The organism is Comamonas sp. C24C (assembly GCF_053345995.1).
Genome location: NZ_JBKFBC010000011.1, coordinates 12,312 through 34,605, shown reverse-complemented (window position 1 = coordinate 34,605; position 22,294 = coordinate 12,312). Strand labels below are relative to the sequence as shown.

At 61.0% G+C, this 22,294-nt stretch carries 23 protein-coding genes and 1 tRNA gene; 8 read left to right on the top strand and 16 right to left on the bottom strand.

The genetic code is table 11. The features are described from left to right. Window positions 1–55 precede the first annotated feature (55 nt). The 15 genes from amaB to ACLBXN_RS18865 form a co-directional block, all read right to left on the bottom strand. Entirely contained in the window at window positions 56–1,576 is a 1,521-nt protein-coding gene (gene amaB / locus ACLBXN_RS18935; protein WP_447613164.1) for an L-piperidine-6-carboxylate dehydrogenase, read from the bottom strand. 34 nt (window positions 1,577–1,610) lie between these two features. Then, window positions 1,611–2,699, bottom strand: coding sequence for a saccharopine dehydrogenase family protein (locus ACLBXN_RS18930; protein ID WP_447613163.1), 1,089 nt, complete (start codon window positions 2,697–2,699; stop codon window positions 1,611–1,613). 258 nt (window positions 2,700–2,957) lie between these two features. After that, complete coding sequence (locus ACLBXN_RS18925) at window positions 2,958–3,290, bottom strand: cupin domain-containing protein (RefSeq protein WP_447613162.1); 333 nt, start codon at window positions 3,288–3,290, stop codon at window positions 2,958–2,960. Between the two features lie 4 nt (window positions 3,291–3,294). Continuing rightward, window positions 3,295–4,191, bottom strand: a complete 897-nt coding sequence (gene mmsB / locus ACLBXN_RS18920) for a 3-hydroxyisobutyrate dehydrogenase (protein ID WP_407713335.1) — start codon at window positions 4,189–4,191, stop codon at window positions 3,295–3,297. Between the two features lie 72 nt (window positions 4,192–4,263). Further along, complete coding sequence (locus ACLBXN_RS18915; RefSeq protein WP_447613161.1) at window positions 4,264–4,683, bottom strand: DUF488 domain-containing protein; 420 nt, start codon at window positions 4,681–4,683, stop codon at window positions 4,264–4,266. A gap of 18 nt (window positions 4,684–4,701) precedes the next feature. After that, window positions 4,702–5,217 (bottom strand): TfoX/Sxy family protein, encoded by a 516-nt coding sequence (locus ACLBXN_RS18910; protein WP_447613160.1) that lies wholly within the window; start codon window positions 5,215–5,217, stop codon window positions 4,702–4,704. 31 nt (window positions 5,218–5,248) lie between these two features. Beyond that, complete coding sequence (locus ACLBXN_RS18905) at window positions 5,249–6,415, bottom strand: acyl-CoA dehydrogenase family protein (protein WP_447613159.1); 1,167 nt, start codon at window positions 6,413–6,415, stop codon at window positions 5,249–5,251. Between the two features lie 56 nt (window positions 6,416–6,471). Then, window positions 6,472–6,900 carry a lysozyme inhibitor LprI family protein gene (locus tag ACLBXN_RS18900; protein ID WP_447613158.1) on the bottom strand — a complete coding sequence of 143 codons (429 nt, stop codon included), beginning with the start codon at window positions 6,898–6,900 and terminating at the stop codon, window positions 6,472–6,474. 59 nt (window positions 6,901–6,959) lie between these two features. Beyond that, complete coding sequence (locus ACLBXN_RS18895; protein WP_447613157.1) at window positions 6,960–7,433, bottom strand: lysozyme inhibitor LprI family protein; 474 nt, start codon at window positions 7,431–7,433, stop codon at window positions 6,960–6,962. An 82-nt stretch (window positions 7,434–7,515) separates the two neighbouring features. Next, a complete protein-coding gene (locus tag ACLBXN_RS18890; protein WP_019042050.1) occupies window positions 7,516–9,039 on the bottom strand; it encodes a CoA-acylating methylmalonate-semialdehyde dehydrogenase in 1,524 nt (507 codons plus the stop codon). Between the two features lie 292 nt (window positions 9,040–9,331). Next, on the bottom strand, window positions 9,332–10,000 hold the full coding sequence (locus tag ACLBXN_RS18885; protein WP_211456636.1) for a hypothetical protein: 669 nt from the start codon (window positions 9,998–10,000) through the stop codon (window positions 9,332–9,334). 386 nt (window positions 10,001–10,386) lie between these two features. Then, window positions 10,387–11,361, bottom strand: a complete 975-nt coding sequence (locus ACLBXN_RS18880) for a Bug family tripartite tricarboxylate transporter substrate binding protein (protein WP_447613274.1) — start codon at window positions 11,359–11,361, stop codon at window positions 10,387–10,389. 136 nt (window positions 11,362–11,497) lie between these two features. After that, on the bottom strand, window positions 11,498–12,142 hold the full coding sequence (gene maiA, locus ACLBXN_RS18875) for a maleylacetoacetate isomerase (protein WP_447613155.1): 645 nt from the start codon (window positions 12,140–12,142) through the stop codon (window positions 11,498–11,500). A 12-nt stretch (window positions 12,143–12,154) separates the two neighbouring features. Next, entirely contained in the window at window positions 12,155–12,862 is a 708-nt protein-coding gene (locus tag ACLBXN_RS18870; protein ID WP_447613154.1) for a fumarylacetoacetate hydrolase family protein, read from the bottom strand. Between the two features lie 141 nt (window positions 12,863–13,003). Further along, window positions 13,004–14,131, bottom strand: a complete 1,128-nt coding sequence (locus ACLBXN_RS18865; RefSeq protein WP_447613152.1) for a cupin domain-containing protein — start codon at window positions 14,129–14,131, stop codon at window positions 13,004–13,006. 273 nt (window positions 14,132–14,404) lie between these two features. Here ACLBXN_RS18865 and ACLBXN_RS18860 point away from each other — a divergent pair, with 273 nt between their 5' ends. From ACLBXN_RS18860 to ACLBXN_RS18840, 5 genes are all read left to right on the top strand, one after another. Further along, window positions 14,405–14,953 carry a MarR family winged helix-turn-helix transcriptional regulator gene (locus tag ACLBXN_RS18860; protein ID WP_447613273.1) on the top strand — a complete coding sequence of 183 codons (549 nt, stop codon included), beginning with the start codon at window positions 14,405–14,407 and terminating at the stop codon, window positions 14,951–14,953. A gap of 23 nt (window positions 14,954–14,976) precedes the next feature. After that, entirely contained in the window at window positions 14,977–15,879 is a 903-nt protein-coding gene (locus tag ACLBXN_RS18855; protein ID WP_050871650.1) for a LysR family transcriptional regulator, read from the top strand. A 283-nt stretch (window positions 15,880–16,162) separates the two neighbouring features. Beyond that, window positions 16,163–16,483, top strand: a complete 321-nt coding sequence (locus ACLBXN_RS18850; protein ID WP_043373436.1) for a heavy metal-binding domain-containing protein — start codon at window positions 16,163–16,165, stop codon at window positions 16,481–16,483. Window positions 16,484–16,606: 123 nt separating this feature from the next. After that, window positions 16,607–16,683: transfer RNA gene (locus tag ACLBXN_RS18845), tRNA-Gln, on the top strand. Between the two features lie 766 nt (window positions 16,684–17,449). Beyond that, window positions 17,450–17,926: an Lrp/AsnC family transcriptional regulator gene (locus ACLBXN_RS18840; RefSeq protein ID WP_043003769.1), complete on the top strand. Its 477-nt coding sequence runs from the start codon at window positions 17,450–17,452 to the stop codon at window positions 17,924–17,926. A gap of 120 nt (window positions 17,927–18,046) precedes the next feature. Here ACLBXN_RS18840 and selD read toward each other — a convergent pair whose 3' ends face one another. Then, on the bottom strand, window positions 18,047–19,117 hold the full coding sequence (selD, locus tag ACLBXN_RS18835) for a selenide, water dikinase SelD (RefSeq protein WP_447613151.1): 1,071 nt from the start codon (window positions 19,115–19,117) through the stop codon (window positions 18,047–18,049). Between the two features lie 522 nt (window positions 19,118–19,639). Between selD and ACLBXN_RS18830 the strand changes: the two genes are divergently transcribed. The 3 genes from ACLBXN_RS18830 to ACLBXN_RS18820 are packed head-to-tail and all read left to right on the top strand — an operon-like array spanning window position 19,640 to window position 22,274. Then, window positions 19,640–20,479 (top strand): ABC transporter permease, encoded by an 840-nt coding sequence (locus ACLBXN_RS18830; protein WP_447613150.1) that lies wholly within the window; start codon window positions 19,640–19,642, stop codon window positions 20,477–20,479. Further along, window positions 20,476–21,147, top strand: coding sequence for an ABC transporter ATP-binding protein (locus ACLBXN_RS18825; protein WP_447613149.1), 672 nt, complete (start codon window positions 20,476–20,478; stop codon window positions 21,145–21,147). The genes ACLBXN_RS18830 and ACLBXN_RS18825 overlap by 4 nt, the downstream gene beginning before the upstream one ends. Continuing rightward, on the top strand, window positions 21,144–22,274 hold the full coding sequence (locus tag ACLBXN_RS18820) for a chain-length determining protein (RefSeq protein ID WP_447613148.1): 1,131 nt from the start codon (window positions 21,144–21,146) through the stop codon (window positions 22,272–22,274). The genes ACLBXN_RS18825 and ACLBXN_RS18820 overlap by 4 nt, the downstream gene beginning before the upstream one ends. Window positions 22,275–22,294: the final 20 nt, after the last annotated feature.

Here is a 22,294-nt window from a genome sequence, read left to right as displayed (position 1 = left end):
CCGGAATCCGCGTTGCATGGCCTCCCTGGCACTCAAGGGCTGCGGTACCTGTGGTTCACCCGAATTGAATGCCCTGGGCCAGCGGCAGCTCGCGCGAATAGTTGATGGTGTTGGTCGTGCGGCGCATGTACTGCTTCCAGGCGTCGGAGCCGCTTTCGCGATCGCCGCCAGTCTCTTTTTCACCGCCAAAGGCGCCGCCGATCTCGGCACCGCTGGGCCCGATATTGACATTGGCCATGCCGCAGTCCGAGCCGGCCGCGCTCAAGAACAGCTCCACCTCGCGCAGATCGTTGGAGAAGATGCAGGACGACAGGCCCTGAGGCACATCGTTGTTGAGCGCAATGGCCTGCTCCAGCTCGTCGTAGCCCAGCACATAGAGCAGGGGGGCGAAGGTCTCGTGCCGAACGATGCCGGTCTGGGCCGGCATGTCCACAATGGCCGGAGCCACATAGAAGCCCTGTGGAAACTGCTGCTCCAGCTGGCGCTGGCCGCCCGTCAGCAAATGACCTCCGTCTTTCAGTGCCTGGCTCAGCGAGTGCTGCAGCGCTTCAAACGATGCCTCGTTGATCAGCGGGCCGACCAGGGTATCCGGCTGCAGCGGGTTGCCGATGCGCAGGCTGCGGTAGGCCGGCAGCAGCCTGTCCAGCAGCGGCTGTTTGACATCACGGTGCACGATCAGGCGGCGCAGCGAGGTGCAGCGCTGGCCGGCCGTACCCACGGCGCTGAAGACGATGGCGCGCACGGCCAGATCCAGATCGGCTGCGGGCGTGACCACCATGGCATTGTTGCCGCCCAGCTCCAGAATGCGCTTGCCAAAGCGCGCTGCGACCTTGGGGCCCACGGTGCGGCCCATGCGGCTTGATCCCGTGGCCGAAACCAGCGCAATCCGGGGGCTGTCCACCAGCGCCTCGGCGGCAGCTGCGCCGCCCAGCACGATCTGCGCCAGACCTGCCGGAGCCCGGTCGCCAAACCGGGCAATGGCCCGCTCCAGCGCCTTGAAGGTGGCGAGGCCCGATAGCGGTGCCTTGTCGGAGGGCTTGAAGATCACCGGATTCCCGCAGACCAGGGTAATCGCCGCGTTCCATGCAAACACGGCACTCGGAAAATTGAAGGCTGTGATGATGGCCACGGGCCCCAGCGGATGGTATTGCTCCATGATGCGGTGGCCGGGACGCTCGGAAACAATGGTCTTGCCATGCAACTGGCGCGACAGTCCCAGCGCAAACTCGCAGATGTCCACGCCTTCCTGCACCTCGCCAAGGCCCTCCTGCACGATCTTGCCGACCTCGCAGCAAATCACATGGCCTATATCGGCCTTGGCGCGGCGCAGCTCCTCGCCCCAGAGCCGCACCAGCTCGCCGCGCACCGGGGCGGGCACCAAGCGCCATTGCTTGAAAGCCTGCACCGCGTGGTCTATGACCGGCGGAATCTGGGCACCAGGCAGGGCGGCAAGACTGGCCAGTTCCGTGCCGTCGATGGGCGAGTGCACTCTGATGTCCTTGCCCTCAAGGGCCTGCAGCACTATGCCGCAGCGGCTCAGCACGGTCTGGAAGTCTGTTGCGGAGATGGCAGTCATGGCGTTCCCTCCTGATGGGTGTGAGATACAGGCCTCAGCCGAGCAGGCCTTCGAAGTAGGGGGCCTCGCGGGTGCTCGAGAGTGCGGCCAGCGTGCATTGCTCCTGGCGCACAAAGCCCTGTTGGGGCAACTGGCCCGTGGCGAACAGCTCCACGGCGGCCAACATGCCGGCCGAGGTCGTCAGCTCTATGGCCGTGCGCTGCTTGCCGCGCAGTGCAGCGCCAAAGACACGGGCGCCGCGCGTCAGCTGCTCGAGCCGGCCCGCGCGCATGCCGCTGGCCATGGCGGCAATCACCACCATGTCCTCGCGGCTGTGGGGCACCGCGCCTTCCAGCACCTGACGTAGCAGATCGCGTCGCTCGATCAGGCGCAGTCCATGCAGCAGCAAATGCATGGCATCGCGGTGTCCGGGGTGGCGTATGGTCTTGTAGTTGAGGTTGCGCACGCGGCCCAGCAGCGTCTCGCACAGCGTGCCCAGGCCGCCCGAGGTGTTGAAGGCCTCGAAGTTCTCACCGTCCAGAATCAGGGGCTCGACCCCCTCCAGCGGCGGCACCAGCATGGGCTGTCCGTTGACGATGGTGTTGCAGGGCTTGCAGTACTCGTTGATGACGCCGTCCACGCTCCAGGTGAAGTGGTAGCGCAGCGCATTCGTCGCATGGCGCGTGAGCGCGCCCACGCGCAGCTGCAGATCGAACAGCTCGTCGAACTGCTGGGCCAGATGGCCGCCCAGCATGCCGATCAGACCCGGCGCCAGTCCGCACTGTGGCATCAGCACCGAGCGCGCCTGCGCCGCCATCTCCTGTATGGCGCGCATGGCCGCCACATCCTCGGTCAGATCGAAGTAATGCACGCCCTGCCGCGCCGCAGCCCGGGCCACGCGCTCGGCACAGAAGAAAGGCAGGGCATTGATGACCAGCGAGTGCTGCTGCAGTGCGCGGTTCAGAGCCGTATCGTCGTCGATGTCCAGCTGCAGGGGGCGGATCTGCGGGTCGCTGCCGGGCGGGGGCTGCATATCGGCCAGTGTGACGGTGGCTTCATGCAGCTCGGCAGCCATGTCGGCGATCGTTGAGCCGATCTTGCCGGCGCCGAGGATGAGAATGTTGTGTCCAGTCAGCTTCATCATGGAGAACTCCTTGAGAGCAACGCAGCGATCACTTCCTCTGGGGCCATCTTAAACACAGGGCAGCGATTTGCACCACTGTGGCAAGCGTCAGCAGGAGTCGATTTGCGTGGGCAGACAAGAAGTCTTCTGACTTCAGAAACAATAGCCGCCAGCGCTTGCCGGATAGGCGCTGTCAGCTTGACGCCCTCATGCCAGAGGCTGGCGCAGACATCCGCCGGGGCCGAGCGGGGCTGGACGGTCGGCTGCGGCAGCCAGCAACTAGTGGCTGTGCAGCACGATGGTGATCAGGGCCGAGGAGTCGAACTCAGCCTCGACCTCATGCATGGTTTGGGCGGGCAGAAACAGCAACTGCCCCGCGCTCAATGTCTGGCGGCTTGCGCCCTGAATGACGGTGAGCTGCCCCTCCAGACATTGAATCGTCAGTTCGCCTTGCACCTGATGCGCAGGCAGGCGCTTGCCTGCCATCAACACCAGACGTATCACTTCCAGGGTGTCGGACTTGAACAGTGCAGCGGTCTTCTGGTTTCCCAGCGAAGTGCCGTAGGGCTGCACTTCGACGGGAACCCCGGGCTGAGCGTGGGGCAGGGCCATGGCCTCAGGCCTTTTTCTGCAGCATCTTGATGATGCTGGAAAAGTCTTCGCCGCCGTGGCCGGACAGGCTGTGCGCCGCATAGATGGAGCGCGCCATGCCGCCCAGCGGCGTGCTGGCGCGATTGGCCGTGGCATTGTCCTGCGCCAGGCCCAGATCCTTGAGCATCAGGTCCGTGCCAAAGCCGCCTGCATAGCCCTTGCTGGCCGGTGCGTTCTCATGCACGCCGGGGAAGGGGTTGTATTTCTCCAAAGCCCAGTTGCCGCCCGAGCTGCGGCGCATGATTTCGGACAGCACTTTGGGGTCCAGGCCATTGGCCACGCCCAGTGCAATCGCTTCGCTGGTGCCCACCATCAGAATGCCCAGCAGCATGTTGTTGCAGATCTTGGCCGTCTGGCCCGCACCCACAGCGCCAGCGTGGAAGATATTGGCGCCCATTTTTTCAAGCAAAGGCTGGGCGCGTGCCAGCTGCGCATCGCTGCCGCCCACCATGAAGGTCAGCGTGCCGGCAATCGCACCGCCGGTGCCGCCCGAGACCGGGGCGTCGATAAAGTCGATGCCTGCCGCCTGAGCCGCCTGCGCCACCTTCTGGCTGGTGGCTGCGGCGATGGTGGAGCTATCGATGACCAGTGTGCCCTTGGCGATATGCGCGAGCAGTCCGGCCGCGCCCTCGCGGCCCAGGAACAGGCTCTCCACATGCTGGCTGGCGGGCAGCATGGTGATGACGGCTTCGGCGCCTTGTACGGCATCCTGAGCACTGGAGGCTTGCTGGGCACCCGCGGCCACGACCTTGGCGATGGCCTCCTGGCTCAGGTCAAAGGCCTTGACGCTGTGGCCGGCCTTGGCCAGATTGATGGCCATGGGTGCTCCCATATTGCCCAGGCCGATAAAAGCGATTTGCATGTCTGTCTCCTTGCTGTTATTGAATTGATAGCGTCTAACGCTTTATCCATAAGCGATTGATCGGTTTTTCGCTTAATCCTTGAGAGTTGCCCCTCTGTCCGCGAGCAGGCTGCGCAGGATGCTTCGGTGGCAATGCGCCTCGTCGTCGCAGTAGCAGCCCAGAGAAAAGGCGCAGCTATGCGACAGGGCCGCAAGCAGGCCCAGTGTGCGATCGGCGGCGGGCTCGGCCAGTTGCTTGCGAAACTGCTTTTCAAACTGCTTCCAGAGCTTGTCGGCCTGTGCCTCCTGGCCTGCCTTGCGCAGCTTGATGGCTTCCAGGGCCTGCTGCATCAGCTCTGCCTCGGGCGAGAGCTCGGGATACCAGCAGTCGTAGTAGTTGCGGCTTGCGAACTCGGCCTTGGGCACGCCGCGCGGCGGTCTGCGCACCGTACCTATGCGCAGGCCCTCGTCGGGGGCGCGTTCGCTGCCTAGCTGGACTATGCGTATGGCCATGAGGTCGGTCCTTTGTGCTTATTCGCTGTCGAAAATGGGGTGCTTGCGGGGGGCGTTGGTATCCAGCGTCTTGGGCGACGGCTTTGAGCGCTTGCGTGCGCTGCTCGCGCGTGGAACGCCAGGGCTTTCTTCGGCGGCTGGCTTCCTGCTATCGGCCTTGTTCGCGGCCTTGCTGGCTGTCTTGCGTTTTGGCGTGGCCTTTGCCAGCGGGTTGAAGGCCAGGGCCTCGCCTATCCAGTACAGCCATTGATCGCGCCTGGCATAGGCCGTGGGGCCGACGAGAAAGTAGCCGTCCATCAGTCCGCGCGAGGACAGCGGACGCACGCCCGGCATCTCCGCAATCTGCGCATGACTGGCGGGGGGCAGGCGTACCAGCAACTCGTCGTTTTCCACGCCCAGGCACATCTTGCCGTCGACCATGAACACATGGCAGCCGAACATGGTCTTCTCTTCCACGGCTGTGCAATCGAGCAGCGCATCGCGCACGGCGTCTATGAGCTGCAGGGTTTCAGGGGCGATGGGTTTGGCGGGCATGGCAGTCCTTGCTTGATATGACAGCTGCAGCTTAGCGAATGAGCTCCGGTGCATCGCCCTCCAGCATGCGCCTGGCAATGATGACGCGCATGATTTCGTTCGTTCCCTCCAGGATCTGGTGCACGCGCGCGTCGCGCATCAGGCGCTCCAGCGGGTATTCGCGGATGTAGCCATAGCCGCCATGCAACTGCAGGGCCTCGTTGCAGACCATGAAGCCGGCGTCGGTGGCAAAGCGCTTGGCCATGGCGCAATAGGTCGAAGCGTCGCGCGCGCCGGCGTCCAGCTTGGAGGCCGCCAGACGTACCATCTGGCGTGCCGCGACCAGCTCGGTCGCCATGTCTGCCAGCTTGAACTGCAGGGCCTGGAAGCTCGCAATGGCCTTGCCGAACTGCTTGCGCTCCTGCATGTACTGCTGCGCCTGGGTCAGCGCACCCTGGGCAGCGCCCACCGAGCAGGTGGCGATATTGATGCGACCGCCATCCAGGCCCTTCATGGCGATCTTGAAGCCTTCGCCTTCGCGGCCCAGCAGGTTGTGCGCGGGAACGCGCACATTGTCGAAGCTGATGACACGCGTGGGCTGGCTGTTCCAGCCCATCTTCTCTTCCTTTTTGCCATAGCTCACGCCGGCCGCATCGGCAGGCACGGCAAAGGCCGAGATGCCCGAAGCCCCGGAGCCGGCATCGCCGGTTCTTGCCATCAGCACCAGCACATCGGTGCTGCCCGCGCCGCTGATGAAGGCCTTGCTGCCGTTGACGATGTACTCGTTGCCCACCAGCTCGGCGCGGGTCTTGAGCGAGGCTGCATCCGAGCCTGCGCCGGGCTCGGTCAGGCAGTAGCTGGCCAGCTTGCTGCCGCTGGTCAAGGCCTCGCCCCACTGGGCGCGCACGGTATCGGTGGCCCAGGTGCCCAGCATCCAGGTCGCCATATTGTGGATGGTGATGAAGGCCGTGGTCGATGGGTCGACGGCCGCCATTTCCTCGAAGACCAGGGTCGCATCGAGTCGCGGCAGGGCCAGGCCGCCGATGCTCTCCGGAGCATAGAGACCGCAAAATCCCAGCTCGCCTGCCTTGGCAATGGCCTCGCGCGGGAAGATATGCTCGCGGTCCCACTCTGCCGCATGCGGCGCCAGCTCGGCCTGCGCAAAAGCACGGGCGGTATCGGCAAAAGCGCGTTGATCTTCGCTGAGTTCAAAGTCCATTTCATGTCTCCTTTTTTGTTCTATGCGCCGGCTGGCCCTGCTGGTGCAACCGGCTCTCAGTCCGGTGGACCCTGGTGCAGCCAGCGCTTGAGCACCGCATCGCGGGCCGTGATCTGCTGCACCAGACAGCCGTGGTAGCGGCTGGGCCAGTCGGGCTGCGCTTCAAAGGCCTTCGTGGCCTGCTTGCAATGGGTGACGCGATGGCGGCTCCATTCGCCTTGCTCCTTGCGCAGGGAGGGGCGCTCATGGGCCGATAGCGCACGCATCACATCGCCGTAAAGAATCTGGTGGTCGGTGTCGGCCTGCTGAAAATCCTTGATGGCGCAGGCATTGGTCTGGGCCGTGGTGCCGCCGGGCACGCAGTCGGCACCGGCCTGGGCCAGTGCGTGCTGGCTCAAGCTGGCTGCCATCAAAAGAGCTGCAAGCGATTGGCTGGCAACGGCTGCAGGCCATGTGCGCCTGCTTTGGGGAGTGCGGATCGTCATGCCCGCATCATCGCAGCCCATTGGGGGCTGCAGGCGCTGTCGATGTGGAATTGCCCGGTTCATGGCTGCTCGCCGCCTTGCGCGTTTTTGGCCAGCGGATGCCACTGGTTCTTGAAGACCACGACCCGACTCAGGGCCATGCCGATGCGGCAGGCAGCCATGTCTTCTGCCTCATGGACATAGCCATTGGGCTGGCAGCGTCGGTCGCGCTCCTTTGTCCAGTCTTCCTGCTCGGTCTGCAGAGCCTGGGCGCTGGCCTGCGGCAGCCGGCCCTGCAAAGACAGATAGAGCACCTGCATGCTGCGTTCTATGACCTGGGCCTGCTGCTGCAGGCAGGCAAGCGACAGCGGCTGGCCGGATGGGCAATGCGGTGGGGTCTGATCGCCATCCTGGGCTGCAGTTGCAGGCAGATGGATGAGCAGCAGGCTGCTGACGGCCAGGGCGCAGAGCCGGGCCAGCGGCCGGGCGGCAATGCCGGCTGTGCCGATGGCAGAATGCAGAGATGGGAAACGGGACAATTCTTGAACGTACATGCCTGCCATCATCGGCAAAGCCGCCCAGTGCAGCCCGGGCCTGGCAAGAGGCAGGGCTGCACTGTCGGGTTTCATGGCCGGCTTACTTCAGGCTGATGGTGGTGTTCACGCCGTGGCTGGTGGTGCTGTCGTCGAACCAGCGCGCCGTGATGGTCTTGGTCTGGGTGTAGAACATCACCACCTGCTTGCCGTAGGGGCCCAGATCGCCCAGCTTGGAGGCTCGGCTGCCCGTGAACGAGAACAGCGGCACGGGCACGGGAATGGGCACATTGATGCCGACCTGGCCCACATCGATGTCTTCCTGGAATTTGCGCGCGGCCGCACCCGACTGGGTGAAGATGGCCGTGCCGTTGCCATTGGGGTTGGCATTGATGAACTCGATGGCCTGATCGATGTCCTCGGCCGCGACCAGACACAGCACGGGGCCGAAGATTTCCTGCTCGTAGATGCTCATGCCGGGCTTGACGCCGCTGAAGATGGTGGGGCCGACAAAATTGCCCTTGGCATAGCCGGCCACCTCCGGTTTGCGGCCGTCCAGCTCCAGCGTGGCGCCGTCGGCCAGGCCGCGCTCGATCAGGCCTTCGACACGCGACAGGGCCGCGCAGCTCACCAGCGGGCCGACATCGGTGCCGGGCTCGGTGCCGCCATTGACCTTGAGGGTCTTGGACTTGGCCACCAGATCGGGAATCCAGTTGCGGGCTTCTCCCACCAGCACCGCCACGGAGACCGCCATGCAGCGCTGACCGGCAGCACCGAAGGCCGCTCCCAGCAGTGCGTTGAGCGACTGTTCCTTGTTGGCGTCGGGCATGACGATGGCGTGGTTCTTGGCGCCCATCATGCATTGAACGCGCTTGCCGTTGAGGCTGGCGCGGTTGTAGACATGGGTGCCGACCTTGGTCGAGCCCACGAAGCTGATGGCTTTGATATCGGGGTGGTCGCAGATGGCGTTGACCACGTCTTCGCCACCGTGGATCACATTGAGCACGCCGGGAGGCACGCCGGCTTCCAGTGCCAGCTCGGCCAGGCGCATGGTGACGATGGGGTCCTGCTCGGAGGGCTTGAGGATGAAGGTATTGCCCGTGGCGATGGCCATGGGGAACATCCACAGCGGAATCATGGCCGGGAAGTTGAAGGGAGTGATGCCTGCGCACACGCCCAGCGGCTGGTTCAGCGTATAGGTATCGACGCCGTTGGCCACATTGTTGGCCAGCTCGCCCAGCTGCAGCGTACCGATATTGGCCGCATGTTCCACGACTTCTAGGCCGCGGAAGACATCGCCTTCGGCGTCGGGCAGGGTCTTGCCCTGTTCGGCCGTCAGCAGGGCGGCCAGCTCCTTCATGTTCTCGCGGATCAGCTGCTGCAGCTTCAGAAAGATGCGCGCACGTGCGCCGATGGGGGTCTTCTTCCAGGTCTTGAACGCCTGCTTGGCATTGGCCACGGCAGCGTTGACCTCGTCGGGCGTGGCGAACGGCACGCGCGCCAGCACTTCCTGGGTCGCAGGGTTGACCACATCGCGCCACTGAGTGGTTTTGGATTCGACCATCTGCCCGTTGATGAGCAGCTTGACCGTGGGCGCCAGAACCTTGGCGGAAGTCGGTGCGTTCATGAGGTGTCTCCGTTGGTGAATTTGTTCCTCATGGTAGGTGTGCGGATTTGCTCTAGCAATAGCAAACACTGCACATAGGGTGTGCAAATGTGCACGAGTGGATGCTATGTCTGCCAGCGCTTTGGGGCTTGTGCTGCAGGCATGGCTGCCGCGCCTGCGGGGGCAGAATGCAAAACGGCCCGGCCCCGCCCCAGGCATTGCTCCAATGCTTGCGGGTGGGCCGGGCCGCGAAGGCCGAGCCGCGGAGGCCGGGCCACATCAGACTGAGCTCTTTCGCAGGGCTCGGACGCTCTTAGAGTTCGCTGAACATCTCGTCAAAGGCTTCGCTCGCGAAGTCGTTGCGCCATGCCTTGTCCTTGTCCTTGGGCACCATGCCCAGAGACAGCGTGCCCTCGTAAGTGTGGTTTGCGGGAACCGAGTAGGCAGCCTGCAGCTTCTTGAGCTCGCCCTGAACCTGATCTACGCTGAGCTTGTTGCGCGCCATGCGCTGAATGCCTTCGGCCCAGGTCTCGGGAGTCTTGACCAGCTGGCAGCTGAACTTCACCTCGGTATTGAGCACGCCATGCTTGTCAAGCTTGGGCTTGCTGGCGGAGACGGTCTTGCACTGCGATTGCTGGCGTGTCTTTTGCACCGTGCTCATCAGGCTTTCCACGGGCGCGCGCAGGGCATTGCGCTGAGCTTCGGGGAACAGTGGCAGGGCCACATCGGCGATTTCGCGCGGGAAGTCCTTGTCGGCCTCTTTCAACTCGGCTGCATTGGCATAGTCCGCGCTGCGGCCCGAGCGCAGGCGGTCGGGTCGCAGATAGTCATTGAGCTGGCTGATGGCCTGCTCGTCGTGATTGACCAGGGTGCGGATGTACAGCTCGGCCGCAGCAATGGGCGAGGGCGGCTCGGCAGCCTGTGAGGCTGCAGCCAGAGGCAGCAGCAAAAAGGCGATGGCTGTCTTGATGGAATTGTTCATCTTTTTATAACGATTTGAAGGGTCTGAATCGCGTGGAGTCACGTGAAAACAGAAAGAAGCCCGGCGCTGCGGCCTGGGCGGGAAGCTGCCTTGAGAGCGGGCCTGCCGCGGATCGGCTGCAGCCTCTTGGCATGCGGGCGCTCCAGAGTCTGGATGCAAGTCCGTGGGAGCGCCTCGCAACAAGTGTAACCCCGGCTTGCTAGCATTTTTGCAGGCCTGCTGGAGCTGAGCTGCAACGGGGTCGAGAACTGCCGGCCGTGCGCCGCAACTGTTGCCCAGTGTCGGTGCGGCAGGCAAAAAAGCCCCGTTCAGCCAATGCTGACGGGGCTTTTGAGGGCTGGGGGGATGTGACCGGGCCGCGCTTTCGGAATGGCCGCAGCCGGCTCTCAGTCGAGGCTGATCTGGGCCTTCTCGATCAGCAGCTTGTATTGCTCGGACTTCTTCTTGGCAAATTGCTGCATCTCGGGCACGGTGAAGCTCATGGGCTGGAAGGCGAAGGTGGAGAACTTCTCGCGCACCTGGGGGTCCTGCAGCACGGCCACCACATCGGTGCGGATCTTGTCGCGCACGGCGGCGTCCACGCCCTTAGGGCTGAGCAGGGAGACAAAGGAGTTCACATCCAGCTCGGCAGGGCCGCCCGCTTCGGCGACCGTGGGCACGTCCGGCATTTGAGCGATGCGCTTGGGGGCGGCCACGGCCAGATAGCGGATCTTGCCGCTTTTGTAGATGCCCTGGCTGGAGGGTAGGCTGGCAAAGCTCCAGGTCGGGTCGCCATTGGCGACCGAGGTGAACAGCTGGCTGACCTCGCGATAAGGCACATGGGTCATCTTGCTGCCCGTCAGATAGTCCAGCCATTCGCCGCCCAGATGACCGGGGCTGCCGACGCCCCAGGAGCCGTAGCTGATCTTGCCGGGTTCGGCCTTGGCGGACTTGATCAGATCGCCCATGTTCTTCCACGGCGAATTCGTGGGGACGGCCACAAAGAAAGGAGTCAGGAACAGTGGCGCAACAGGGTCGAAGTGGCTCAGCGTGTTGAAGTTCTTGTTCTTGTAGAGATAGGGCAGGGCCGAGATATGTTCGCTGTCCAGTTGCAGCAGGGTATAGCCGTCGGGCTTGGCGCGGCGCGCGTACTCGATGGCGACAAAGCCGCCTCCGCCGGGGCGGTTGTCCACGGTCACGCCCTGCTTCCAGCGCTGGGCCAGCTTTTCGCCCACGATGCGCAGCACGGCATCAGGGCCGCTGCCCACGGCAAAGGCCGTGACAACGGTCACGGGGCGGTTGGGATAACCGGACGCATCGCCCTGAGCCAGCGCAGGGCCGGCTACGGCCAGCAGAGCGGCTGCGGAAACTATGGTTTTAATAGCTGTTTGCGTATGTGTGGATTGGCTTTTTGGCTGATTTTGCTCGTGTTTCACAGTTTGTCTCCGGTGGGTGTTTTTTAGGGACTGCAAAGCGTTGCTGGGCAGCCGCGTCTGGGCGCGGCCGCACGGGAAGGGTCTAGTGCGGAGCGTCGGGCTGGGCCAGAGGTGCTGCCTGGGCAAAGGCGGGCAGGGCGCTGCAGGCCGCATCGACGGCGCTGATCAGCGGCCAGCGGGCGAGATCCACGCCAAAGCGGCGTGCGCTCTCGACCTGCGGAATCAGATAGACATCGGCAAGGCTCGGTGCATGGCCAAAGCAGAAGTGCCCGCGTGTGCCGTCCTGTGCCAGCAAGGCTTCGATGGCGTCGAAGCCGGCCGTGATCCAGGTGGCGCACCAGGCGTTGATGGCGGTTTCGTCGGCACCGAACTGCTGGCGCAGGGTCTGCAGGATGCGGCGGTTGTTGATGGGGTGCACATCACAGCCCACGATGGCCGCCAGGGCGCGCACATGGGCGCGGGCCTTGGGGTCGGCGGGCAGCAGCGCGGGCGTGGGGTAGCGCTCTTCCAGCCATTCGATGATGGCCGGCGACTGGATCAGCGTCTCTCCGCTGTCCAGCGTCAGCGCGGGCACCAGGCCTTGCGGGTTGATTTGCCTGAACGGCGCTTCGGCCTGCTCGTCCACGCGCAGATCGACAGGGAGGTAGTCGGGCGTAAGGCCCTTGAGCTTGAGGGCGATGCGCAGACGATGCGAGGTGCCGCTGCGAAAAAAACTGTAGAGCTTCATGGTCTGCGCGCCTTACTCGGGCTGGCCCACGCTCAGTGCAACCTCGCCCACGCCTTCCACGCGGCCCGTGATCCGGTCGCCGGGCACTACCGCCCCCACGCCCTCGGGCGTACCCGTGTAGATCAGGTCGCCGGGTTGCAGGTGATAGAACAGGGACAGGTCGGCAATGATTTCGCGGATGTTCCAGATCAGCTTGTTCACATCGGACTGCTGTTTGACCTGACCGTTGACGCTCAGCTCGATCAGGCCGGACTCGATCACCTTTCCGGCCATGGGCACGATTTCGCTGGAGACGGAGGACTGCTCCACATCCTTGCCCAGATCCCAGGGGCGTCCCTTGTCGCGTGCCACCAGCTGGAGATCGCGGCGCGTCATGTCGAGGCCGCAGGCATAGCCGTAGATATGTTCATGGGCCTGGCTGGCAGGAATGCGAAAGCCCGCTTTGCCGATGGCCACGACCAGCTCCATCTCGAAGTGGTAGTTGGCGGTTTCGGGGGGATAGGCCACGCAGGCACCCGATTCGGTCAGCGTCTGCGGGGCCTTGGTGAAGTAGAAGGGGCGCTCGACGCTTTTGTCCACGGGGCGGCCCATCTCCACCGCATGGGCGTGGTAGTTGCGCCCCACAAAGAACAGGCGGTTGACAGGCAGGCGCTGCTCGCTGCCGCGCACGGGCAGAGATTGCACCGGGGACGGCGCCCAGAGATAGTTGGCTTGGGTCATATGTGATTCCTGATGGGTATTGGTGACTAGGTGCTTGAAAAAGACACGTTCTATGGGTGAGGCAGCCAACAAGGGCCTAGGCGGCCCCGCCGCCCCACAACAAGGGCTGTTGTCCCCTTGAGGGGGAAGACGCGAAGCGGTTCAGGGGGTCTCCACCCTGTACGCATGGACGGACTCGAAGATCGGCGTATCCGCAAAGCGGAACAGGTCCAGCTGCGGTTGATCGACATCGCATTGCACGCTGAACAGCTGCCAGGAAGGCACGACGAACATGTCGCCACGGCGCACCTGCCATTGGCGCTCGCCTACGGTCACCGTCCCCTGGCCGTCAAAGACCTGGAAGACGGCAGAGCCCACTTCGCGCTTGGCCCGGGTGCTGGCGCCGCGAATCACGCGGTGCATTTCGCAGCGTATGGTGGGCAGCACATCGCGGCCATTGCAGGGATTGGTGTAACGCACGGCGGCATGGCCGGGACTGACCGTGGCGGCGCAGCCTTCGGCTTCGAGCGCTAGTTGCTCGGTCAGCGCGCGGTCGGTATCCACCCAGCGGTAGGCCAGCAAGGGCGTGCTCGGGCTGTCCTGCAGGTGAGCCACAGGGCACAGCCCGGGGTGAGCCCAGAGGCGCTCGGAGCGCGAGAACTCAGGCGTGATGCGCTCCTGCGGGTCCAGATGCAGGCGGCCATGCTCGAAGAACTGGGACTCGGTGTAGTAGGCAAACGGAATATCCAGTCCGTCTATCCAGGCCATGGGCTGGCTGGCCGCATTGTGGTGGGCGTGCCAGTTCCAGCCGCCCTGGGGCAGGAAGTCGCCGCGCGACATGCGGATCGAGTCGCCGTTGACCACGGTCCACACGCCTTCGCCTTCGACCACAAAGCGGAAGGCATGCTGGGTGTGGCGATGCTCTGGCGCATCTTCGCCGGGCATCAGGTACTGGATGGCAGCCCATAGCGTGGGGGTGGCAAACGGGCGGCCGCCCAGAGCCGGATTGGCCAGCGCAATCGCACGGCGCTCGCCGCCCCGGCCCACGGGCACGATGCGACCGGCTTCATCTGCAAGCTTGAGCAGATTCTCCCAGCGCCACAGATGCGCGGCGGCCTGGCTCTTGGGGTGGGCGGGCATCAGGCCGCCGATTTCCGTCCACAGCGGCACCAGCATTTCCTGCTCGAAGCCCCGGTACAACTGCTCCAGCGCAGCGGTGGGTTCGGGTTGGCCGGGTGTGTTGCGGGCCGTGAGCTTGACCGGTGAGGGTTGGGCTTGCACAAGGCTCATGGTTTGTCTCTTTCTTTGGTATCTGCCGGGCAGTGCGTTGCTGCCTTGCTTCAGGTTCTGGCGGCCTTGAGTTGGGCCAGGAAAGGCTGTGAATCAAATAAACAGCACACTGATGATTAGCATAATGTTGATCTGCATCAGCGTTGATTGGGTGAAACCCGGTACCGGACTTAGCGCGAATCGGGGCGGCAGTCGTGCGAATATCGGGGTCTTTCAGTCATGGCCTTTCAACTGCCGCGCGGCAGGGCGGGCCCCGGCGTCGGCCCTCAAGACATGCAATACCAACCCGCAGAACTAGAAAACTATCCCGGCTATCACATCCGCAGGCTGCAGCAGATCGCGGTGGCCGTGTTCATGGAAGAAACCGAGGAGTTCGGCGTGACGCCCGTGCAGTACGCAGCCCTGTCGGCCGTGCTGCGTCAGCCGGGCATCGACCAGCGCACGCTGGCACGCAATATCGGCTTCGACACCTCCACCATAGGCAGCGTGATCGACCGCCTGGAAGCGCGTGGCCTGATGGCGCGCAACGCCAGCCCTGCGGATCGACGCGTGCGTTTGCTGAGCCTGACCGAAGAGGGGCGCGATCTGCTGGTCGCTGCCGAGCCTTCGGTGTTGCGTGCCCAGCGCCGCATGCTGGAGCCTCTTGCCGATGACAAGCGGGCGCAGTTCATGGAAATGCTGTCGCTGCTGATTCACGAGAACGACGAGTTCGCGCGCGCCCCGAGCGCAGTCGCCCAGCGCAGCGCCGAGCGCAAGCGCAGTGCTGCGGTAAAGGCAGTCAAGGGCCTCACAGGCAAGGCGCAGGACAGCGGAAACGACTGAACCACGGATCGCAAGGAAAGACATTGGACTGGGACCATCTGCGTTTTTTTGGCGAACTGGCCCGCAGCGGCAGCATGGCTGCGGCTGCGCGGCGCATGGGAGTCGAGCACACCACGGTCTCGCGGCGCATTCAGGCGCTGGAAAAGCAGCTCGGTGCCGTGTTGTTCGCGCGCGAAGGCGGGCAGTGGCGGCTGACCGAGGCCGGGCGTCAGTTGCAGGAAGTGACCAACACCATGCAAAGCGCAGTGGACGGCCTGGAGCGAGGCCCGCTGGCGCATGCCGCCGCCGCTGAGGGGCCGGCCGGTCTGGTGCGGGTGGGGGCCACCGAAGGCTTTGGCACGCAGATGCTGGCCTCCGAACTTGCCAGGCTCACACTGCGCTACCCGCTGCTCAGCGTGGATTTGCTGGCGCTGCCGCGCATGCTGCATCTGTCTAGCCGCGAGGCCGATATCGTCATCTCGCTGGAGCGGCCCAAGCGAGGTTCGGTCGTCGTCACCAAGCTGACCGATTACCGGCTTTATCTCTACGGCCAGCGCGAATATCTGGCGCGCAAGCCATTGGTGGCCAGAACCGAGGACCTGCGGCACCACAGCTTTGTGCACTATGTGGACGATCTGCTGTTCACGCGCGAGCTGCAACTGCTGGATACCTTGCACCGGCCCGAACGTTTTGCGCTGCGCAGTACCAGCATCACTGCGCAATATGAGGCCGTGCGTGCCGGCGCCGGTCTGGCCGTGCTGCCTGCATTTGTGGCCGACAAGGACCCGATACTGAGCCGTGTATTGCCCGAGCAGGCCTGTTTTACGCGCACTTTCTGGATGAGCATGCCTGTGGAGTCGCGCCAGATTCCACGCATAGCCACGACCTGGAGCTTTCTGCGCGACGCCGTGCAAGGCATGCAGAAGCTGCTGCTGCCGGACTCATGAATATTTGATAGCGCCTTTCGCTTGATGGTATTGCGATTGAGCGGCATTTGATGCTGAATATCGACGCGAGATAGATGCAGCTTGGCATTGCTGCATTGACGTTTTGCACGTCCTGAAAAGTGGCTAGCCATGGTGCATGGTTTACATGTCTATACTGGGCTTGGCGGATTGCACCGATCCTGCTGCCAGGCCCGTCTGCATCTGCTGCATCAGGGGCTCTGAGCAATACCCAGTAGTGCGGACGCGCACCGATCTCGGTGTGCTGTTTTTTTGAAAGCCCAACATGATTGTCACCACCACTCCCTCCATCGAAGGCAAGCGCATCACCCGTTATTGCGGAGTGGTGGCGGGCGAGGCCATTCTGGGCGCCAATGTGTTTAAGGACTTCTTTGCCGGCATCCGCGATATCGTGGGCGGGCGTTCGGGAACCTACGAGCGCGAGTTGCAGAAGGCGCGCGAGATTGCCCTCAGGGAACTGGAGCAGCGCGCTGCCGAGGCCGGAGCCAATGCGGTGGTTGGCGTGGATCTTGATTTCGAGGTACTGGGCCAGGGCAACGGCATGCTCATGGTCTCGGCCAGCGGGACGGCTGTCGTGGTGGAATAGGCGGCCTGGTCCTGAACCTGCTGGATGGCTGGGCGGCTGCAAACCTATTCCATGTGCAATTGCACATTTTTTGGCTACTTCGAAATTTGTAGCGGAAACTCGTTGTAGAATTCGTTCCATCGTAGGGGAGTCGCCAAGCTGGTTAAGGCACTGGATTTTGATTCCAGCATGCGAAGGTTCGAATCCTTCTTCCCCTGCCAAAATTCAAAACCCTGCTCATCACCGTGAGCGGGGTTTTTTGTTTGTGGACTCAGCGATGCATGCCCTGCGTTGGTCGCGAACCCCGAGTTTTCTGGCGTCTGCCCTGGGCACAAAGGTGCACCATCCGGCGGTCGGCCGCCCTGCCGGATACAGGGCTGCAATGATTGAGGGTAGCCATGTTGTCTGGCGGAGTCGGGCATGAAAGAAAACGACGCGTAGGCTCAACGAGTTGCCTAGGGTAAGTACTTACCATTTGCAGATAGTTGTGCTAAACCAGCCAAACTTACCGAGCGATTTCGCCGTATCGTCGGTGGTTTGAATGGGTGCGGGAAAACAGCCGGTAGACTCTTTGCTCTTTTGTGTCGCTGTTATTCAATGAGCGCTCCTGGGTCTTTGTGAACGAGCTGGAATGCTCGTTGCAGAAGCCTGACTTTGGCAGTAATCCGGCTGAAGGTATCGCAGCGCGCTCTTGCCCTGGCCACAAGCACAGGCAAGTGCAGATATGTTGAATATCTTGCCTGGATGAAACAAATGTATACAGACTTGCCATCTGAAAAGACAAGCTCGCTACCAAACTGGGTTAGCTGACACAATCATTGGCAGTTGGGTGCAACTGATGCTCGCGCCAAGCGTTTGGCCGATAGCAAACAGGAACACAAGCCACTTGGCAAATGAATGGCTGCAGTTGCTGGCAGAGAGTTCTTGGGGATGAGTGTCTGGCGCAGCGTTTGCGTAAGAGCACGGCAAGATTTGGATAGACAAGGTATGGAATATCGACTGGATGAAACGGACCGCCAGCTGCTGCGCCTGCTGCAGACCAATGCGCGCGCCTCGACCGCGCACTTGGCCCGGCAGATGAATCTGGCGCGCACCACGGTGGTCGCTCGCATCGCCAAGCTGGAGCAGGAAGGCGTGATCGCCGGGTATGGCGTTCGCCTTGGCTCTCGCATGGAGCAGTCCGCCGTGCGTGCCTACTGCGGTATCCGTGTCCAGCCCAAGACCGCCACTTCGGTGATGCAGGCGCTCAACCGCTTCACCGAGGTGGAAGAAGTGTCGGCTGTCAGCGGGCAGTACGACTACATGGTGTTTGTGCGCTGCGAAAGCAATGAAAAACTGGATGCGCTGCTTGACCGCATCGGCCTGATCGACGGCATTCAGCAGACCTATACCTCGGTGGTGCTGAGCCGCAAGATCGATCGCCGCACCACGGCCGAGGTAGTCGGTGAGACTTCGGCGCCCTGAATTCATCAGGCGCCTCCATGCAAAAACGCCCGGTCTATGCCGGGCGTTCTGCATTCAGCGGGAGATGGAAGCAGGAGGGCTTGTGTCCCTTCGTCCCGTTTTTCCGATTTCCAGTCGCGCTCAGTCAACAAAGACCTTGGGTGCGCCTGCTTCCATGCGTCCAATCACTGCGGCATCGGCAAACCCGCTGTCGGCAAAGACTTGGAGCACTTGCTGGACGGCATCTGCGGTACAGGAAACCAGCAGGCCGCCGGAGGTCTGAGGATCGGTCAGCAGTGCTTTCTGAGCATCGGTCAGAGACGAAGCCAGCTCGACATGTTCGCCGTAGGATGTCCAATTGCGTCCCGAAGCACCCGTGAAAATGCCTTGCTCTGCAAGCGCTTGAACACCCGGAAGCACAGGCAGCTTGGCACTGTCAATGCGTGCGCTGAGCTGGGCACCACGGGCCAGTTCCAGGCCGTGGCCCAGCAGGCCGAAGCCCGTCACATCGGTCAGCGCATGCACGCCGTCAAGCTTGGCAAGTGTCGTGCCGGGGCGGTTGAGCTTGGTGGTTGCATCCACCATGGCACGGTAGCCCGCATCGTCGAGCAAATTCTTCTTGAGCGCTGCCGAGAGAATGCCCACGCCGAGGGGCTTGCCCAGAATCAGCACATCGCCGTCTTTGGCATCGGCATTGCGCTTCATCTGCCTGGGATTGACGATGCCGATGCCGACCAGGCCGTAGATGGGTTCGACCGAATCGATGGAATGGCCGCCCGCCAGCGGAATGCCGGCATCGCGGCAGACCGATTCGCCGCCTTCCAGAATCTTGGCGATGACATCGTGCGGCAAGACATTGATGGGCATGCCCACGATGGCCAGCGCCATCAGCGGCGTGCCGCCCATGGCATAGATATCGGACAGCGCATTGGTGGCGGCAATGCGACCAAAGTCATAGGGATCGTCGACGATGGGCATGAAAAAGTCCGTCGTCGCCACAATGGCCTGCTCGTCGTTGATCCTGTAAACGGCCGCATCGTCTGCGGTTTCCGTGCCTACCAGCAGATCGGGGAAAAACTGCTTGGGCAGATTGCTTTTGGCCAGCAACTGCGACAGCACGCCGGGCGCAATCTTGCAGCCACAGCCGCCGCCGTGAGACAGAGATGTCAGGCGCGGTGTCGCGGGGGAGGCGGTTTGTTGAGTAGTGTTCATATCAATCCAGACGGCAAGCAGCTCTGATGTTGCTGCGGTGACGGTAGCGATGTTTGTGCTCGGTCAGAAGTTCATCCTGATTGCACAGTAGGCTCTCATTATTGACTGCCTGGGGTGTTGGTCTGCAGTCTATTGTCGATTCTCTTTGGGGAGTACTTGGAGATGCATCAAGATGGCTCCGCTTTGTACTTGGCGTTGTGGAATATTATTTTTTGAACATTCGATAACTAGATTTTAATGGTCAAATGCCAGGAATCTAGGTTTTTTATTATTGACTGATATTTTCGGAAATCGGTGCGAGAGATGAATGGCATATTCATACGCTAATTTACTCCTCAGATTGAAAAAATTTCAGCTGACTGCCTTTGCATTGAAATACTAAAATAGTCAAAATAAATTGAACTCATATGTTCAATAGTTTATTTGTAATGTAATTGAATGTGAAACGGGTTAGATGGCTGGTTGTAATAAGGTTTTGCTTATGTTTTCATTTACAATCATCCGATTGGATTTCAGTGCGTCTTGAGTCCAAAAGAACGAGGATTTATTTTGGACTCAGCCCCGTCTTCTGGTGAGAACTCTACTCCACGCGGTTCACTTTCCGTTACTTTTGCGGTATGGAACGCACTTTTCCTGCGCGAAGCCGTTGCGCGCCTGAGTGCCACGCGCGGTGCCTGGGTACTCATCGTGCTGGAGCCCGTGTTGCATACGGGGTTCATGCTACTGGTCTTCACGGCTTTGCGCGCCCATAGCATGATCAATGCAGACACGGCTGTCTGGCTGGTGTTGGGACTGTCTAGCTATTTCACTGTACAGAATGTGTTCCAGCGCGCTATGGGGGCCATTGATGCCAATAGGGCGCTGTTTGCTTACAGACAGGTGAGGCCCATTGATACGGTAATTGTGCGGTCCAGTCTTGAGGCTCTGCTGGGCTTGATTATTTTAGTATTTTTGCTTTTGATCTTGGGCTATCTGGGCCATCCCATCATTCCCGACCAACTACTAGAGGCCTGTGCTGCCTTTGTCGGGTTGATGCTGTCTGGATTAGGGGTAGGCCTAGTTTTGTCAGTGGCCAGTCATTTAGTTCCGGAAATTGGTAGTCTGATGAATTTCTTGTTCAGGCCGCTGTATTTCATATCAGGTGCGGTAATACCTCTCTCGATTATTCCTGTTAATTATCGTGAGTGGGCATTCTGGAACCCCTTTGCGCATGGGATCGAGTTGTTGAGAAAAAGCTATTTCCCTGTATATCACGCCGCTCCCGAAGCTAATTTCGAATATCTATATACATTTGCGGTCGTCTCAATATTTTTGGGGCTGGTTCTGCAACTGCGTTTTGCACGGCAATTGAGGGCGCAATGATTATTGTGAATGACGTACACAAACGCTACCGATCTCCTCAGGGGGTTGGGCGCTGGGTGCTCAATGGAGTAAATATCACTATCCCATCCAATGTGAGTGTGGGGTTGGTGGGGCGTAACGGGGCTGGTAAGTCGACGCTGCTGAATATGATTGGCGGGGTTGATACCCCGACGCGAGGTTTGGTAGAGAGGCGTTGCCGTGTTTCCTGGCCAATGGGCTATGGCGGTGGGCTGCAAGGCTCCATGACGGGCAGGCAGAATGCCAAATTCGTCTGTCGTATCCATGGATTCGATACTTCGGAGGCCATAGCAGAGAAGATTGCCTATATTGAAGACTTTGCAGAACTCGGATCTTCATTCGACGAACCTGTGCGCACCTATTCATCCGGAATGAGGTCACGGCTGCAATTTGGTCTGTCTTTGGCATTTAATTTTGATGTTTATATTTCCGATGAGGCAACCTCTGCGGGGGATGCGGCATTTAGAAAAAAAGCATCTGATGCATTCAAACACATCGCAGATCGTTCTGGCTTGATTATGGTTTCGCACAGTGACGGAACATTAAGACAGTTTTGTCAGGCCGGTATTTTGCTGCATGAGGGGCAGGCTCATTGGTTTGACGATATTGAAGATGCTCTGAAAAACTATAAAGACAGTACTATTAAATGACCGATTTTTTGAAAAAAGAGCGCTTCAAGGGAATTTGCCGATCCATTCTTCGAATGAAGATCCTTGCTATTGCAATTTGGGCTTCCCTGCTGGCCATGATTTATTGGGCCGTAATTGCCTCGGATCGTTATGTCTCCGAGGCTCAAGTATTGATTCAGCGAACCGACATGGCTTCTTCGCAGGCCCTGGATTTCACTTCTTTGCTTAGCGGTGGAGATGGTGTATCTCGCTCGGATCAGATGCTGTTGCGAAACCGTCTGCTGTCGCTTGATATGCTGCAATTGCTGGATAAGGAACTTGGCCTGCGTGAGCACTACAGCAGCCATGATCACGACATCCTCTCTCGGATGTTCTTTCATGACGCTTCGTTGGAGTTTTTCCATAAGCATTTTCTCTCACGCGTGAGCGTTGAGTACGACGAATATGCGGGCGTGCTGGTCATTCAGGCTCAGGCATACGATCCCGAGATGGCGCAGAAAATCACTGCGGCTTTGGTTCGTGAGGGCGAACGCTTCATGAATGCCATGGGGCACCAACTTGCGGCAGAGCAGGTGAGCTTTCTGGAAAAACAGGTCAAGCAGCGTGGTGAACATGCGCTGGATGCGCGTCAGCGCATGCTTGCCTTCCAGAATGCCAAAGGCCTGATTTCACCGCAGTCTGCTGCTGAAAACCTGGCTGCAGTGGTCAACAAGCTTGAGGCACAGCTTACCGAGCTCAATGCCCGCAAGGCGGCGTTGTTGGGCTACCTCGCTCCCTCTGCGCCAGGTGTTGTTGAGGTGGATCTACAGATTCAGGCGGTGGAAAAGCAGATCAAGGCTGAGCAGACACGGTTGACCAGTGCCAAAGGGCAGTCTTTGAACAAGACGGTGGAAGAGTACCAGCGCCTGGAGCAAGAAGCCTTGTTTATGCAGGATGCCTACAAGAGCGCCTTGGTGGCACTGGAAAAGGGCCGGGTTGAAGCCACGCGCACATTGAAAATGGTGCTTGTTTTGCAAAGCCCGTCTTTGCCTGAGTATCCCATGCAGCCTAGGCGTCTGTACAACATTGTTTCGTTTCTGATTGGTGCGCTGCTGTTGGCAGGACTGGCACAAATTCTGTTGGCGATCGTGCGTGATCACCGAGACTGACCGTTAAAAAATACCAAGTA